15 protein-coding genes are annotated in these 15,294 nt (G+C 41.6%); 11 read left to right on the forward strand and 4 right to left on the reverse strand.

The genetic code is table 11. The features are described from left to right. Positions 1-442 precede the first annotated feature (442 nt). The 7 genes from ilvB to leuD all read left to right on the forward strand — a co-directional run bounded on the left by ilvB (position 443) and on the right by leuD (position 8,548). Positions 443-2,170 carry a biosynthetic-type acetolactate synthase large subunit gene (ilvB, locus tag ACI3K6_RS12900; protein WP_335478657.1) on the forward strand — a complete coding sequence of 576 codons (1,728 nt, stop codon included), beginning with the start codon at positions 443-445 and terminating at the stop codon, positions 2,168-2,170. After that, positions 2,167-2,688 (forward strand): acetolactate synthase small subunit, encoded by a 522-nt coding sequence (gene ilvN / locus ACI3K6_RS12905; protein ID WP_435555145.1) that lies wholly within the window; start codon positions 2,167-2,169, stop codon positions 2,686-2,688. The genes ilvB and ilvN overlap by 4 nt, the downstream gene beginning before the upstream one ends. 27 nt (positions 2,689-2,715) lie before the next feature. Beyond that, entirely contained in the window at positions 2,716-3,747 is a 1,032-nt protein-coding gene (gene ilvC / locus ACI3K6_RS12910; protein ID WP_335478046.1) for a ketol-acid reductoisomerase, read from the forward strand. Next, a complete protein-coding gene (locus ACI3K6_RS12915) occupies positions 3,734-5,272 on the forward strand; it encodes a 2-isopropylmalate synthase (RefSeq protein WP_335478044.1) in 1,539 nt (512 codons plus the stop codon). The genes ilvC and ACI3K6_RS12915 overlap by 14 nt, the downstream gene beginning before the upstream one ends. A 79-nt stretch (positions 5,273-5,351) precedes the next feature. Then, positions 5,352-6,458 carry a 3-isopropylmalate dehydrogenase gene (leuB, locus tag ACI3K6_RS12920; RefSeq protein WP_435555146.1) on the forward strand — a complete coding sequence of 369 codons (1,107 nt, stop codon included), beginning with the start codon at positions 5,352-5,354 and terminating at the stop codon, positions 6,456-6,458. 84 nt (positions 6,459-6,542) lie between these two features. Continuing rightward, positions 6,543-7,961 (forward strand): 3-isopropylmalate dehydratase large subunit, encoded by a 1,419-nt coding sequence (leuC, locus tag ACI3K6_RS12925; RefSeq protein ID WP_335478040.1) that lies wholly within the window; start codon positions 6,543-6,545, stop codon positions 7,959-7,961. Positions 7,962-7,963: 2 nt separating this feature from the next. Then, positions 7,964-8,548, forward strand: coding sequence for a 3-isopropylmalate dehydratase small subunit (gene leuD, locus ACI3K6_RS12930; RefSeq protein WP_335478038.1), 585 nt, complete (start codon positions 7,964-7,966; stop codon positions 8,546-8,548). Between the two features lie 44 nt (positions 8,549-8,592). Here leuD and ACI3K6_RS12935 read toward each other — a convergent pair whose 3' ends face one another. Beyond that, entirely contained in the window at positions 8,593-8,907 is a 315-nt protein-coding gene (locus ACI3K6_RS12935; protein WP_335478036.1) for a DUF3892 domain-containing protein, read from the reverse strand. 149 nt (positions 8,908-9,056) lie between these two features. Between ACI3K6_RS12935 and ACI3K6_RS12940 the strand changes: the two genes are divergently transcribed. Further along, on the forward strand, positions 9,057-9,803 hold the full coding sequence (locus ACI3K6_RS12940) for an RDD family protein (RefSeq protein ID WP_435555147.1): 747 nt from the start codon (positions 9,057-9,059) through the stop codon (positions 9,801-9,803). 234 nt (positions 9,804-10,037) lie between these two features. Continuing rightward, complete coding sequence (locus tag ACI3K6_RS12945) at positions 10,038-11,588, forward strand: glycosyl hydrolase family 28-related protein (RefSeq protein ID WP_435555148.1); 1,551 nt, start codon at positions 10,038-10,040, stop codon at positions 11,586-11,588. Positions 11,589-11,703: 115 nt separating this feature from the next. Here ACI3K6_RS12945 and ACI3K6_RS12950 read toward each other — a convergent pair whose 3' ends face one another. After that, positions 11,704-12,384 (reverse strand): N-acetylmannosamine-6-phosphate 2-epimerase, encoded by a 681-nt coding sequence (locus tag ACI3K6_RS12950; protein WP_435555149.1) that lies wholly within the window; start codon positions 12,382-12,384, stop codon positions 11,704-11,706. 40 nt (positions 12,385-12,424) lie between these two features. Further along, positions 12,425-13,015, reverse strand: coding sequence for a DUF1836 domain-containing protein (locus tag ACI3K6_RS12955; RefSeq protein WP_435555150.1), 591 nt, complete (start codon positions 13,013-13,015; stop codon positions 12,425-12,427). 129 nt (positions 13,016-13,144) lie between these two features. Between ACI3K6_RS12955 and trhA the strand changes: the two genes are divergently transcribed. Continuing rightward, the gene (gene trhA, locus ACI3K6_RS12960; protein ID WP_435555151.1) at positions 13,145-13,792 is read left to right on the forward strand and encodes a PAQR family membrane homeostasis protein TrhA; all 648 of its coding nucleotides are present in this window, start codon (positions 13,145-13,147) and stop codon (positions 13,790-13,792) included. Positions 13,793-13,940: 148 nt separating this feature from the next. Then, positions 13,941-14,762 carry a YitT family protein gene (locus tag ACI3K6_RS12965; protein WP_435555152.1) on the forward strand — a complete coding sequence of 274 codons (822 nt, stop codon included), beginning with the start codon at positions 13,941-13,943 and terminating at the stop codon, positions 14,760-14,762. Positions 14,763-14,829: 67 nt separating this feature from the next. On the opposite strand, the gene ACI3K6_RS12970 is transcribed toward ACI3K6_RS12965, so the two are convergent. Continuing rightward, a complete protein-coding gene (locus ACI3K6_RS12970) occupies positions 14,830-15,192 on the reverse strand; it encodes a DUF488 domain-containing protein (RefSeq protein ID WP_435555153.1) in 363 nt (120 codons plus the stop codon). Positions 15,193-15,294: the final 102 nt, after the last annotated feature.

Here is a 15,294-nt window from a genome sequence, read left to right on the forward strand (position 1 = left end):
CAGGAGTATGGCATCATTGAAAAAATAATATTCCAAATCGATGACGGGAATAAAGGAATAGGAATTTGTATTTTCAGAGAGCTGGGGTTGCTGGAAGCCCAGTAATACAACCTATTCTGACATCATCCCCGAGTGTTATGCTGAACGGCGTTAGCTCAGTAGGCATAACCGGGTGGTAAAAGTGCCACCTGTTACAAAAAGAAGCGTTTTTTTAGATTTATCTTTCGCTTCATAAGGCAGTATTCGTGAGGATACTGTAAATACGGGTGGTACCGAGAAAAAATAAAGACCTTTTTCTCCCCGAATTATTCTGCTCTTGATGTTCTTGACTGCAGGTTATTCGAGGAGGGATAGGTCTTTTCATTTTTTTTAAAGACAGAAATAACAAAGTTGAAATTTTTCTTTACTCAAATACCGATAACCCATAAGGAGGGAAAAAAACGTGAAAGTAGAAGCAAAGCTGGAATTCCAAACCAGTACCGCACCAAAAACCGGTGCTGACCTTCTGATTGAATTATTGATCAAAGAAGGCGTTGAGACATTATTCGGGTATCCCGGAGGTGCCGTCCTGCCAATTTATGATGCGATTTATCGGGCACAAGGCTCCATTGACCACGTCCTCTTCCGTCATGAGCAAGGCATGATTCATGCGGCAGAAGGATACGCCCGAATTACAGGTAAGCCTGGAGTAGTTATTGCGACTTCAGGACCAGGTGCCACGAACCTGGTTACTGGAATTACAGATGCCATGATGGATTCCTTACCTCTCGTGGTATTTACTGGGCAGGTTGCACGAACAGTGATTGGAACAGATGCTTTCCAAGAAGCAGATGTAATGGCGATTACAACTCCGATTACGAAACATAATTATCAAGTGCAATCCATTTCCGACTTGCCAAGAATCGTAAAGGAAGCATTTCACATTGCTTCTACTGGTCGTCCAGGTCCGGTCTTAGTGGATATCCCAAAAGATATTTCTGCAGGCCACTTGACTGAAAATCCTGAGGAAGCAGAAATCGATTTGCCTGGCTATCAGCCTACAATTAAACCAAATCCTATGCAAATTAAAAAATTGGCGGATTCATTACGAGCAGCAATAAGACCAGTTATTCTAGCCGGAGCTGGTGTACTTCACGCCAAAGCATCTGCCGAATTAACCGCATTTGCTGAAAAACATAAGATTCCGGTAGTCACTACCCTACTTGGCCTTGGTGCCTTCCCTGGCGACAACCCTCTTTCATTGGGAATGGGCGGTATGCACGGAACTTACGCAGCAAATATGGCCTTGTATGAAAGTGATTTACTCATCAATTTTGGTGCACGCTTTGATGACCGATTAACGGGTAATCTGAAGCATTTTGCCCCTACTGCAAAAGTCGCTCATATCGATGTCGACCCAGCTGAGATTGGAAAAAATGTACCAACCCAAATTCCAATTGTCGGTGATGCAAAAGAGGCTCTAGTTGAGTTGATTGATCTGACTTCTGAATCTGACAGTAACGAGGATTGGTTGGCAAAACTCAATCAATACAAGCAAGAATATCCGCTTTGGTATCAACACGATCCAAAGGGAATGAGTCCACAATGGTTAATCGAGGCCATTCATAAGGTAACAAAAGGTGACGCCATTGTTACAACTGATGTCGGCCAACATCAGATGTGGACGGCTCAGTATTATACCTTAAACAAACCGCATCGCTGGGTTACCTCCGGCGGACTTGGAACGATGGGCTTTGGCTTCCCTGCTGCTATCGGTGCGCAAATGGCTTCTCCCGAAAGCACGGTTGTCGCCGTTGTCGGTGATGCTGGCTTCCAAATGACGCTGCAGGAATTATCGGTCATTTATGAACGAAACCTTCCTGTTAAGATCATCATTGTCAATAATGGGGCTCTAGGAATGGTAAGACAGTGGCAGGAATTGTTACACGGAAATCGGATATCCCAGTCTATCCTGCATTCACATCCTGATTTTGTAAAGCTTGCCGAAAGTTATTCAATTCGCGGCTACAAAATCGAAACACAGGAAGAACTGATTACGAAACTTCCTGAGGTATTTGCCTATGATGGCCCTGTATTGATGGATTGCCGAGTTCTTCAGCAGGAAAAAGTATTTCCGATGATTGCCCCCGGTAAAGGGCTTCATGAAATGATTGGGGTGAAACCAATATGAAACGAATCATATCTTTAACCGTTCAAGACCGAAGCGGTGTCCTTAATCGGGTTACCGGTCTCCTGCAACGGCGGCAATTCAATATTGCCAGCATCTCAGTCGGGCAAACGGAAACAGAAGGAATTTCGAAAATGACTCTTGTCGTTGAGGTGGAGGATGAACAGCGGCTTGAACAGGTTACCAAACAATTAAACAAGCAAATTGATGTGTTGAAGGTTTCCGATATCACCGACAAAGCCATTGTTGCCAGAGAATTAGCACTGATTAAAGTGGCCAGCGGCTCTCAGCTTCGCAGTGAGATTAACGGGATCATTGATCCATTCAGAGCTCTCATCATCGATGTAAGTAAAGACAGCATGGCTGTTCAAATTACCGGCCGTCCTGATAAAATCGATGCCCTAATTGAGCTTCTTCGACCATATGGAATCAAGGAAATTGCCCGAACAGGATTAACAGCTTTTCTACGGGGTCATCAGCCTCAAGTTAGTGATTTAGCAACTTATACTCTACTAAAATAACTATTTATTCTGAAAGGATGATTCATAATGGTAAAAGTACTTTATAACGGAGATATTCAAGAAGAGGTTTTACAAGGTAAGAAGATTGCAGTCATTGGATACGGTTCACAAGGTCATGCTCATGCACTAAACCTTAAAGAAAGCGGCTTTGATGTAGTTGTTGGTCTTCGTGGCGGTAAATCATGGGATAAAGCAGTAGAAGATGGCGTAGATGTACGTTCCGTTGCAGAAGCAACTGCTGCAGCTGACGTCGTAATGGTCCTTCTTCCGGATGAAATGCAACCAAAAGTTTACGAAGAAAGCATTAAACCAAATTTACAGCCCGGTAATGCTCTAGTTTTCGCCCATGGCTTTAACGTTCATTTTACCCAAATTGTTCCTCCAGCTGATGTTGACGTATTCCTTGTTGCGCCAAAAGGACCAGGACATCTAGTTCGCCGTACTTATACAGAGGGTGCTGGGGTTCCTGCTCTATATGCCGTTTATCAAGATTACACAGGTCAGGCACGTGAATTGGCATTAGCCTATGCAAAAGGAATCGGATCTGCACGCGCTGGTGTATTGGAAACAACGTTCCAAGAAGAAACTGAAACCGATCTTTTCGGAGAGCAAGCCGTTCTTTGTGGTGGTGCTACAGCACTTATCAAAGCAGGTTTCGAAACTCTTGTGGAAGCCGGTTATCAGCCTGAAGTTGCTTATTTCGAGTGTTTACATGAATTGAAATTAATCGTTGACCTTCTATACGAAGGAGGCTTGGCTAACATGCGCTACTCCATCTCTGATACAGCACAATGGGGCGATTTCGTTTCCGGACCACGCGTTGTAAACGAAGATACAAAAGCGCGCATGAAAGAAGTATTAAAAGATATTCAAACTGGTGCATTTGCTAAAGGCTGGATTTTAGAAAACCAAGCAAATCGCCCACAATTTAACGCAATCAACCGCAGTGAAAATGAGCATTTGATTGAACAAGTAGGCCGCGAGCTTCGTGCATTAATGCCGTTTATTAAAAACCCAGTTAACAAGAAGAAGGAAGTGGTGGTTCATGGTTCAAATTAACATCTTTGATACAACCTTACGCGATGGCGAGCAATCCCCTGGTGTAAATTTAAACCAGCTTGAAAAAATGGAAATAGCCAAGCAGCTCGAACGGTTTGGCGTTGACATCATGGAGGCCGGCTTCCCGGCTTCCTCTCAAGGAGATTTTGAAGCAGTAAGAGCGATTGCCCGAGCAATCAAGCACTCTTCCGTGACAGGTCTGGCACGTGCAACGAAATCTGACATAGACATTGCGTGGGATGCATTAAAAGATGCAGCTGAACCAAGATTGCATGTATTTATCGCCACCTCCCCTATTCATATGCAATACAAATTGATGAAAACACCTGAGGAAGTCATGCAGACAGCAGTAGATATGGTGTCTTACGCGAAAAAGAGATTTCCTCATATTGAATGGTCAGCAGAAGATGCTTCCCGTTCTGATCTCGATTTTCTGGTGCAAATCATTACAAAAGTGATTGATGCTGGAGCAACCGTCATCAATCTTCCTGATACAGTCGGTTACACGACCCCTGAAGAATATGGAAAAATGTTCCGCTATATTCGTGAAAATGTTCCGAATATCCATAAAGCCGCTCTCTCCTGTCACTGTCATGATGACTTGGGGATGGCTGTTGCCAACTCTCTTGCAGCAATTGAGAATGGAGTTACCCAAGTGGAAGGAACAATAAACGGAATTGGTGAGCGTGCAGGTAACGCCTCATTAGAGGAAATTGCTGTCGCCTTAAATATTCGTAAAGATAAGTATCCATACACGACTAACCTTGTCTTAAAAGAAATCAAACGGACCAGTGATTTAGTCAGCCGCTTTACAGGTATGAAAGTTCCTCCGAATAAGGCAGTAGTCGGAAAGAATGCCTTCGCCCACGAATCAGGAATTCATCAGGATGGCGTATTAAAAAATGCCTTAACCTATGAAATCATTACACCTGAATTAGTCGGCGTCAATTCAAATGACCTTGTCTTGGGAAAACATTCTGGACGCCATGCCTTCAAGGATAAAATCGAGCAAATGGGCTTCTCGCTTTCATCTGAAAAACTTAATGAAGCCTTCCAATCTTTTAAACAATTAACTGATCGCAAAAAAGAAGTCACCGACGAGGATTTATTCACGATTTTAACCGATATTCAAACCGCATCCATCGATGTGAAAAAATATGAATTAGTGGCCTTCCAGGTCCAATATGGTTCAGCAAACTTGCCTACTGCAACAGTGGCTCTAACGACGCCAGAGGGTGTGCGTGTAGAAACAGCTCGTACTGGAGGCGGTAGTGTTGAAGCTTTATATAACACATTAGAAGCCCTTGTTAAAGAAGAAATTCATCTATCCGATTTTAATTTAAGTTCTGTTGGCCGAGGCCGGGATGCCCTTGCCGAGGTTCATGTGAAAATGAATGTAAATGGGGTTAATGTTAGTGGCCGTGGCTCTGCACAAGATGTTCTTGAAGCATCAGCAAAAGCCTTTATCAATGCTGTCAACCGAGTATTTTTCAATCAAAAAGCAGTTGCTGCTGCTACTCTATAAGTCTCTAAATGACAAGGGAGCATAGCACGCTCCCTTGTCACCCACTCTATTTTTTCAAAATAATAAGGAGGTTGCTCTCATGAAAAAACGTATTGTTTTACTTCCCGGCGATGGTATCGGCAAGGAAGTTATGAATTCAGCTAAGGAAGTATTAAAAGCAATTGCTGAAGAGTATAATCACACCTTTAGCTTTGAGACCCATGATATCGGAGGAGCAGCCATTGATGCTCACGGCACTCCTCTGCCGGAAACGACAGTGGATGCCTGTAAGCAAGCCGATGCCGTCTTACTAGGAGCTGTTGGTGGAACAAAATGGGATCAAAATCCATCCCATCTTCGTCCTGAGCGGGGGCTCCTTGGAATCAGAAAGGCGCTAGATCTATATGCAAACCTAAGACCGATTAAAGGCTTCAAGAACTTGCTCCACGCATCGCCTCTTAAAGAAGAAATCGTGAAGGGCAGCGACCTCCTTATTGTTCGTGAACTAACTGGTGGACTTTATTTCGGTCAACCTAGTGAACGCCGCGATAACGGTCAAGTGGTTGTCGACACTCTTGCTTACACAAGAAAAGAGATTGAAAGAATTGTGGATAAGGCTTTCGAAGCTGCCAAAGGCCGACGTGGCCGTCTGACCTCCGTTGATAAAGCCAACGTGCTTGAATCAAGTAAGGTATGGCGTGAAGTTGTTGAGGAGAAAAAGGCCCAATATCCGGATGTTGCCGTTGAGCATGTGCTAGTAGATGCAGCTGCCATGAAGTTGATTACGAATCCTTCTCACTTTGACGTTATTGTAACAGAGAATATGTTTGGTGATATTTTAAGTGACGAAGCATCCGTTTTAACTGGCTCTTTAGGCATGCTCCCTTCTGCCAGTTTAAATGAATCTGGGGTCGGTTTATACGAACCTGTTCATGGTTCCGCACCTGATATTGCCGGAAAAGGCATTGCCAACCCAGTTGCCATGATTTTATCAACAGCAATGATGCTACGGTATTCCTTCCAATTGGAAGATGAAGCGAAAATCATTGAGGACGCCGTGCAGGCTGTATTAGATGGCGGCTATTGTACAGCTGACCTTCAAATCCCTAACGGACGCCCTGTTGGAACAGCAGAAATGACTCAATTGATTATCGATTTTATCCGAACACAAAATGCTTCTAAGTGCATCGCCAGTTGTTATTTTTAATATTTCTTAATGGGTAAACTGTCCCGGTTATGGCGGTTTACCCCTACTTTTATCAAAAAATTTTTAGAAGTGAGGAAGGTAGCTATGCAAACTCCAAAAAATATCGTTCAAAAAATTTGGGAACAGCATGTTGTTCATCAGGAACAAGGTAAACCCGATTTGCTTTATATTGATCTTCATCTTGTTCATGAAGTAACCTCTCCTCAAGCCTTTGAGGGATTACGGATTAATGGTCGCCGCGTCCGCCGACCAGATCTGACTTATGCAACGATGGACCATAATGTCCCTACCCGCGAACGTCATATTATCAAAGACCCTATTTCCAAAATCCAAATGGATACATTAAAACAAAACTGTCAGGAATTTGGCGTCACTCTTGCTGACATTAACCATCCTGACAACGGAATTGTCCATGTTATCGGGCCGGAGCTTGGACTTACCCAACCGGGTAAAACCATCGTCTGCGGTGATAGCCATACCTCAACACATGGGGCATTTGGAGCTTTAGCCTTCGGAATCGGAACGAGCGAAGTAGAACATGTTCTTGCGACACAAACTCTTTGGCAAGCCCCTCCCAAAACTTTAAATGTGAAGGTAAATGGGCATCTTGGTACTGGAGTTACCGCAAAGGATTTAATTCTTGCCATTATCGGGAAATACGGGGTTAAGTTCGGCACTGGTTATGTTATTGAATACACTGGTGAAGCGATTCGTGCTTTGTCTATGGAAGAACGGATGACAGTCTGCAATATGTCCATTGAGGGCGGTGCAAGAGCAGGATTAATTTCTCCTGATGAAACCACCTTCACTTATTTAAAAGGAAGGCGCTATGTACCAACTGGTGAAGAGTTCGAAGCTGCTGTTTCCCGCTGGAAGGCTCTAGCAACAGATGATGGAGCTGCTTACGACACCGTGCTTGAAATTGATGCTGCCGAGGTGGAGCCTCAGGTTACCTGGGGAACTAATCCTGGTATGTGTATCACTGTTACGGCAAATGTTCCAAGCCCTGGAGATGTGGAAAAACAAAGCGAACAGGAAGAAATTCAACGGGCTCTTGAATATATGGGTCTTGAAGCTGGACAGCCTATCTCAAGTGTAAAAATTGACCATGTATTTATTGGTTCCTGTACCAATTCCCGCTTAAGCGATTTACGAAAAGCAGCTGAGGTAATCCGGGGTCGTAAGGTGAACCCATCCGTGACAGCCATTGTTGTCCCTGGTTCCTTTAGCGTCAAATTGGCGGCTGAAAAAGAAGGTTTGGATCAAGTCTTTACGGAAGCTGGCTTTGAATGGCGCGATGCGGGTTGCAGTATGTGTCTAGGAATGAATGACGATATTATTCCTTCCGGGGAACGCTGTGCTTCTACATCCAATCGAAATTTTGAAGGACGTCAAGGAAAAGGCGCACGTACCCATTTAGTCAGCCCAGAAATGGCGGCAGCCGCTGCGGTTATGGGGCACTTTGTTGATGTTCGTCAATTCACTGCGCAGGAGGTAAGGTAATCATGGAACCGTTACGTATTCATCAAGGTGTGGTTTGCCCGATCAATCGTACCAATATTGATACTGACCAAATCATTCCAAAGCAATTTTTAAAACGAATTGAGCGGAGTGGCTTTGGACAATTTTTATTTTATAACTGGCGTTTCGATGACAACGGAAATCTGCGTCCTGATTTTCCGTTAAACCAACCACAATACAAGGGTGCCTCCATTTTGGTAGCTGGAGAGAACTTCGGCTGCGGTTCATCTCGTGAGCATGCTCCATGGGCCGTTCAGGATTTTGGATTCAAGGTCATCATTGCTCCTAGTTACGCTGATATTTTTAAAAATAATTGCGTTAAAAATGGGATTCTTGCGATTCAAGCCAGTGAGGAAGCCGTTCAAACAATCATGAAAAAGGCTGCATTAGAAGGATATTCGCTAACAGTCAATCTTGAGGAACAGCGGGTGTTTGACAATGATGGGTTTGAAGTTCACTTCGACATTGCCCCCTATCCGAAAGAAATGCTGTTAAATGGTTGGGATGAAATTGGGGTTACATTAAAGTACGAAGAACAAATTAAGCAATATGAATTGTCACATCAATAAAATGGAAAAATGAGCTTGGAAGGCACCAAGCTCATTTTTGTTGATTAAAACTCCGGCAATTGATCCAAGTTATTATCTTTAATCCCATCCGGCTCACTGCGGATGATGTCTCTCCCATATTTGTGGAAGACATCAATATGGGCAATCTTCCCTGCTTTTGCTTCATTCAGTGCCGTAATATAATCCAGTTCCCTTCCAGTGTTTGTTTTAAAGGCAATAATATCACCATCGTCATTTTTCTTGACTGCGACAAACTCTTCTCTTCCATCATTACTCTCATGGGTGGACTCCATTTTAGCCTGTTGCTCCCCTTGCTGCTTGTATTGTTCGTAAATATCTTTAAAATCCTGTTGTTCCACGGTTACCACCTCCGAACATTTGTTAGTTAGTATTTATTTTTTCAAGACTAAATATCCTTTATTTAGGAATTGTAAGAAAATGTTCAAAAAAAATTCGAAAAATAGTACCTTTTCATCATGCTATAATTTAGCTGATTGGGGGAATTACTATGGAACCAGCGGAAGGAATTGTTTGGTTTTTCGTCAAAGACCATCAACAACAAGGCCCTGTTGGCTTATTTGAATTAAAAAAATTGTTTGAGCAACAAATTTTAACTAGGGACAGCTATGTTTGGCATAAAGATATGGAATGCTGGCAAATGGCGAAAACCGTGGATGTATTAAATGAGTCTATTTTTACGGATTATGGACAGAAAATTCCAAATAATTTAACTAATGACTGGAAGGAAACAGAAAAGGATACATATCCCACAGCTCAGCCATTAGTTCGCTATCTAGCGCGGTTATTTGATCTATCATTATTTTCATTCATCCTGATTACGTTTGTTTCCATTTTTTCACCTGCCTTTGTATTCCATTCATCAGCCATTTTTATTTTTATGCTTAGCTTGGTTCTTTATATTTTGGTTGAGGCAGTCATTTTATCCATTTTCGGAAACACATTGGGTAAGTCACTTTTAAACGCCAAAGTAAAAACGGTAAATGGTGAACCGATGGATTTCTTAATCGCTTTGAAGAGAAGTATTTTTGTCACTGCTGCCGGCATGGGATTTGGAGTCCCTATCATTAATTTTATCTGCTTTCTATTCTCTTACACAGACCTTAAAAAGCACGGATTTTCTACCTGGGACAAACAACTCGGCACCGTCGTCCTATACGGCCAAGTCAGCACATCACGGCTTCTCTTTACAGCCCTATTCCCATTGGCCCTACTTATCACCGGATTCATGATCTAAATACTTCATTCAAAAAAATGTGAATAACTGAACAATAAGCCCTTCAGCTTCCAGCGGAAAGGCTTTTTTTAATTTGAATATCAATTCATTTTTGGTGAAACAACTATTATTTAAGTTCCTCACGCTTTTCCTTTTTATCCAGAAAACTTCCCTTGAAAAAATAACTATATTTCTCTTTTTCAAGGGGAGTTCAGGCTATAATATCTCTAATAGGAATTTCTTGGGGTGAATCGAATGATCAAACTGGACAAGAACCATGACCCTCGAAAAAATGCTGAGCTAGTGAACACAATTAGGGGAGAATGTCTGAATATCAGCGAGATAATCGAAGAAACGGAAGAGCTTTTTCAAAAATACTGTAAAATAGCTCCTCCAAATGGTAAGGGAAAATCGACTCCCCATACAATCACGGAAAGTGTATTTCGCCTATTTTCGAAACATTCTCATGTGTTAAAACCGACACGGATTGTTTTTGATACAGCGGGAAACCCCTGCCCCGATTGGAAGGTCGTGCTCGATCAGGAATTCATTCGGCTAACAGAAATTTGCTTGCCTGAGGTCCATCTGACGGACTATGGGGCTGTGGGTGACGGAAGAACCGATTGTACAGCGGCTTTTAAAAATGCACTTGGCAATGGCAGAGTGAAAGTTTTGGTTCCTGAAGGGGTCTTTGTGACGAAAGGGATTCAAATGCCTTCTTGGTCCATTCTTTCTGGAGCTGGTAAAGGCCTTACTACGATTAAACTGCATGAGGATGCAGCAAAATCCCAAAGATTAGTCACCAATGCCCACCATTGGAAGGGTAATCACCATATCTTCATTCATAGTCTTAGTTTGGATTGGAATGTTGAGCGGCTTGGAAACGTAAAAAAAACCAGCACTTTTGGAAACCATTCGAGCTGCTTAACCTTTGCTAATGTAACGTATGGCTGGGTTAAGGACGTTGAAGCAATTAATCCGGGGCTGCACTGCTTTGATATTTCATCGACGCAGTACAATTATGCAGGTGATGGCTTTCGAGCCCGGGGCAGCAGTAAATATGTCTGGTTCGATCAGTTAACGGGATATGGTTTTGGCGATGATGGCATTACCACTCACCATAGTGATTACATCTTCATTACCAATTCTCACATGTGTGACCCTAGCGGTCGAGCCCACCGAAAAGGCTTTTCTAACTCCAACGGGATAGAAATCGATGATGGTTCTAGAAACGTTATGCTTGTTAATAATTCGTCTGCTAGGTGCTTTGGCGGGGTTGAAATAAAGGCCCATGAAAATTCCTCCGCCGCCTCCAATGTGATAATTATTGGGCATATTTCTGTGAAGGATAACCGTTCCTTTAACTTTCGCCACATTGGTCACCATAAAAGCACGGACCAGGAATCAAAATCGGCCTTTAACATTATGGCGATGAATCTGGTATCGATTGCTCCTGTTTTTACAGATCTTTATCAGGAATCCACGCCCCGCAGTTTGGTCGTTTCCGCCTACAAAAACGTTGTAATAAACCATTTGAGCATGATTGGTGATTCTCATTATGACTTCAAAGGCAATCCAATAGCTACCATCCAATATCGGGCGAGAGATGTCGTTTTGAGTAATGTTTCGATTTCGAATTTCCATAGAGCAAGTGTTGGCATTAAGGTATTTGGCGGGGAGAATAAGGCAGAATCAATCCAAATAATAAATATAAAATCTGACCAATCCCTGCAAAAGATGATTGATATAGGGACGGGAAATGAAAGGATTCATATACAATGCTCACAAGAGGAACACGCGAAATAGTTCAAAACATGTGGCAAACTAAAGGAGAGCATTCCGTTTTCGGTTGCTCTCCCTTAATAGAGATAGGAAATGGACGTAGTATGAATGGGCATATGTCCTATCCTTAATTATAGTTTTATTGAATGGCATTTAGGAATTTCCTTGTAATCTCCATGGGTCTTGTAATTGCTGAGCCTACAACCGCAGTATAAGCGCCGAGATCAAACACCTTTTTTAGGTCCTCGGGACACCAGATACCTCCTTCGGCAATAACCGGAATTTCCATTTCCTTTGTTAATTTTGATATCATCTCAAAATCGGGCTGACTCTTGCCTTTGGTATATTCGGTATAGCCGCTTAAGGTGGTGCCTACACAATCAAAACCTAGGTTATGGGCATTGATGGCTTCTTCATAGGTTGAACAATCTGCCATAAAAATTTGATCCCGATATTTCTCCCTTATCATTGGAAATACCTCATCAATCGTTCTTCCATCCGGTCTGACTCGTTTAGTTGCATCCAAAGCTATTATATCAACACCCTCCAGATATAGGTCATTAATTTCCACGAGAGTAGGTGTAATGTACACATTAGAACCATCATATTCTCGTTTGATTATTCCTATAATTGGTAATTTAACCATCTTCTTTATTTCCCGAATATCTTCTACACTATTGGCACGGATGCCGCCTGCTCCTCCAAGCATTGCCGCAAAGGCCATTCTCCCCATAATAAAAGGACTGTGCAACGGCTCTTCAGGAAGTGCCTGACATGACACTATTAGTTTCCCTTTGATTTTTTCAAAAATATCTGCCATGTAGAATCATTCCCTTGCAGTATAATTTATAACTCTTACATTATTTTTGGCGCTTTGTTTCTTTTTCGATCACGATACTGTCTACTAATTTTTCCGCAACTTTTCGATAAAGATTACTCATGTGAACAAGGGAGGAAATCATCAGGACCTGCTCAAGATAGGGTGATTTGCCTTCAATCCCGGTAGAAATTTCTGCCTCTACCTCTTGAACTCGTTGAGGGAGATCCTCATTAAATTTCTTTACATTTTTTTGGGTCAAATTTAAATAACTATTATAAAAAGGATCTAATTCCAGTTCGTCATGGATGACCCATTTATTTATGCCGTCAAGAGTTGTTTTAATATCATTGATTGATAAAGCTCCCTTTAACTGGTAGATCAAACTAATAAGGATCAGATGCTCCTTTGAATATTTTTTATTTTTAATTGGGAAAAGTAATTTCCCCTTCGCATAGTTATTAATCATCGTTTTCGTAAAGACCTTTTCATCCTCGTTCCGTTTCGATCCAGAAAACTTGTTTTCAAATAACTGAATGATTTGGTCCATATATAAATCTATATTTGGCATATCCTCCAATGTTAGATTTGCTTCCAAGTCCAGCTCATTCAAGATTCTTTTGATATCTTCCATAAATAAACTCCGTTCAATTCCATGATATTTTTATTATACAGAAAGACTTAGCAATTGACTAGATAAGGAAATACATGTATTATTATATGTAGTTATTAAAACTACATAGTGTGTCAGGAGGCAAATTTTATGAATAGTTATATTCGGGAACCTATCAATGGTTTAACACATTTAGCAGGAGCGATTTTGTCTTTTGTTGGACTGCTGGCAATGGTTATCAAAGCTGCTATCACAACACCTACACCAATGGCAATCACAGCCGTGATTATTTTTGGAATTAGTATGATTCTATTATATTCTGCCTCAGCCACCTACCATATGGTGATTGCACGTGATAGGGTCATTGCTTTTTTACGACGACTCGACCACTCGATGATCTTTGTGTTAATTGCAGGAACCTATACCCCTTTCTGCTTTATTAGTTTAAGTGGAAAAACGGGTGCAATTCTGTTTTCGATTATTGCCGGAGTGGCGATTAGCGGGGTTGTGTTTAAGATGGTTTGGTTTCAATGCCCGCGCTGGATTTCAACGGCACTCTATATCGTGATGGGCTGGATGATTGTATTTGTTTTTTCACCGCTTTCAGGCAGTATGAATCCAGTTGGCTTGTTTTTGTTAGTGTTAGGCGGGATTTTCTATACCATTGGTGGAGTCATCTACGGGGCAAAGCCAAAGTTCTTGGAGTTTAAGCATTTAGGTTTTCATGAGATCTTTCATATTTTTATCTTGCTTGGCAGCCTGGCTCATTTTTTAAGTGTATTTTTGTATGTTATATAGAACTTTTTCTTAATGAAGCGCCTCAACTTATGGGGCGTTTATTTTGTTTTAAATATGACAATTTCCTATCATTAACTTTTTTAATATTGACTCAAACTAAAAGGAGAGTTTTAATAAAAAGGTTGAAAAAATGATAGAGGTGTTTTTTTTGCTGCGGCTAATTTTACAGATTGTCATCATTGGTTTTTGTTCTATGTTATTCGGTTTTGCTTTTAATACGTTTCTGATCCCACATCAGTTGACATCGGGCGGTGTCACAGGCATAGCCTTTTTTATTCACCATTTTACCCATATTAATACCGGTTGGATTATTTTGCTAATTAATATTCCATTATTTATTTTCGGGCTTAAATATTTGGGAAAGAAATTTGTCCTTCTTACCATTTATGCTGTAACGGTTTTATCTTTTAGTATGAAATTTATTCCGATCCATGCTATAAGTCCGGATATTTTGCTTTCATCCATTATTGGAGGAGCGCTATATGGAATTGCTGTTGGGATTTTAATCCGTTATGGCGGGTCAACTGGGGGCACTGATATCGTAAGCCTGATTATGGCTAAAAAGAGAAATTTGCAGGTTGGCTTTTTAAATATGTGTATGAACTTTTTAGTGGTGGGCATTTCTGGTTTAATTTTTGGCTGGAATATCACTTTATATACCATTATTGCCATCTATGTAGCAGGGCGTGCCGTTGATATGGTCTACACAACACAAAATAAATTAACCTTAACCATTGTGACAGAAAAATACAGTGAATTAAGTGATGCATTAATCAAACTTCATTCTCGAGGAGTTACCATCACGGATGCTGAAGGGGCTTATACCCATAAACCCAAGAAGGTATTAACGACGGTGATTACAAAATTCGAATTGAACGAAACTAAACACACGATAAAAAAGATGGATCCCAAAGCCTTTGTTAACATTACACAAACATTAGAGGTAATGGGACGTTTTCGTAGAGACTAGCAAATTAACAAAAAGAAGCTTAGGCAACGGTGGTTAAAGTGCGCTAAGCTTCTTTTTTATTAGGGGCTTACTCTTCAGTTATCCTCTTCATTTCTTCATACAAAACCACCGCATGGTTATAAACAGCATCCTTTGCCCCATAAAGCAGCGTAACCGTTCCCCTTTTAGCCATCTCACGTAATTGCTGAATCAACTGCACCTTCTGCACATCCGTTCGAAGCTCATCAAGATATCTTATCCGAAACTCTTCAAAAAGCTCCGGCTTATGACAGAACCACTTCCGAAGCTCGCTGCTCGGAGCAATCTCCTTATACCAATGCGACAACCGCGCACTCTCCTTCGAAATCCCCCGCGGCCACAACCGATCAACCAAAATCCGGCTTCCATCTAACTCATCAAACGGCTCATAAACCCTTTTCAATATCAACATAAACTCACCTCACAATCCATGGTAACAGGCACCACAAAAACACAAAACCACCTATTTTGTCCACCTGGGATGGACACTTTATTTTTCATTCTATTCGTCCAC

Source organism: Neobacillus solisequens, from assembly GCF_051233465.1.
Classification (GTDB): Bacteria; Bacillota; Bacilli; order Bacillales; family Cytobacillaceae; genus Neobacillus.

Bases quoted from the DNA above. Each gene is read 5' to 3' on its own strand.
- ACI3K6_RS12915 (WP_335478044.1), top strand. From the start codon at position 3,734: ATGGTTCAAATTAACATCTTTGATACAACCTTACGCGATGGCGAGCAA.
- trhA (WP_435555151.1), top strand. From the start codon at position 13,145: ATGAATAGTTATATTCGGGAACCTATCAATGGTTTAACACATTTAGCA.
- ilvC (WP_335478046.1), top strand. From the start codon at position 2,716: ATGGTAAAAGTACTTTATAACGGAGATATTCAAGAAGAGGTTTTACAA.
- ACI3K6_RS12940 (WP_435555147.1), top strand. From the start codon at position 9,057: ATGGAACCAGCGGAAGGAATTGTTTGGTTTTTCGTCAAAGACCATCAA.
- ACI3K6_RS12945 (WP_435555148.1), top strand. From the start codon at position 10,038: ATGATCAAACTGGACAAGAACCATGACCCTCGAAAAAATGCTGAGCTA.
- ilvN (WP_435555145.1), top strand. From the start codon at position 2,167: ATGAAACGAATCATATCTTTAACCGTTCAAGACCGAAGCGGTGTCCTT.
- ACI3K6_RS12950 (WP_435555149.1), bottom strand. From the start codon at position 12,384: ATGGCAGATATTTTTGAAAAAATCAAAGGGAAACTAATAGTGTCATGT.
- leuD (WP_335478038.1), top strand. From the start codon at position 7,964: ATGGAACCGTTACGTATTCATCAAGGTGTGGTTTGCCCGATCAATCGT.
- leuB (WP_435555146.1), top strand. From the start codon at position 5,352: ATGAAAAAACGTATTGTTTTACTTCCCGGCGATGGTATCGGCAAGGAA.
- ACI3K6_RS12970 (WP_435555153.1), bottom strand. From the start codon at position 15,192: ATGTTGATATTGAAAAGGGTTTATGAGCCGTTTGATGAGTTAGATGGA.
- ACI3K6_RS12955 (WP_435555150.1), bottom strand. From the start codon at position 13,015: ATGGAAGATATCAAAAGAATCTTGAATGAGCTGGACTTGGAAGCAAAT.
- leuC (WP_335478040.1), top strand. From the start codon at position 6,543: ATGCAAACTCCAAAAAATATCGTTCAAAAAATTTGGGAACAGCATGTT.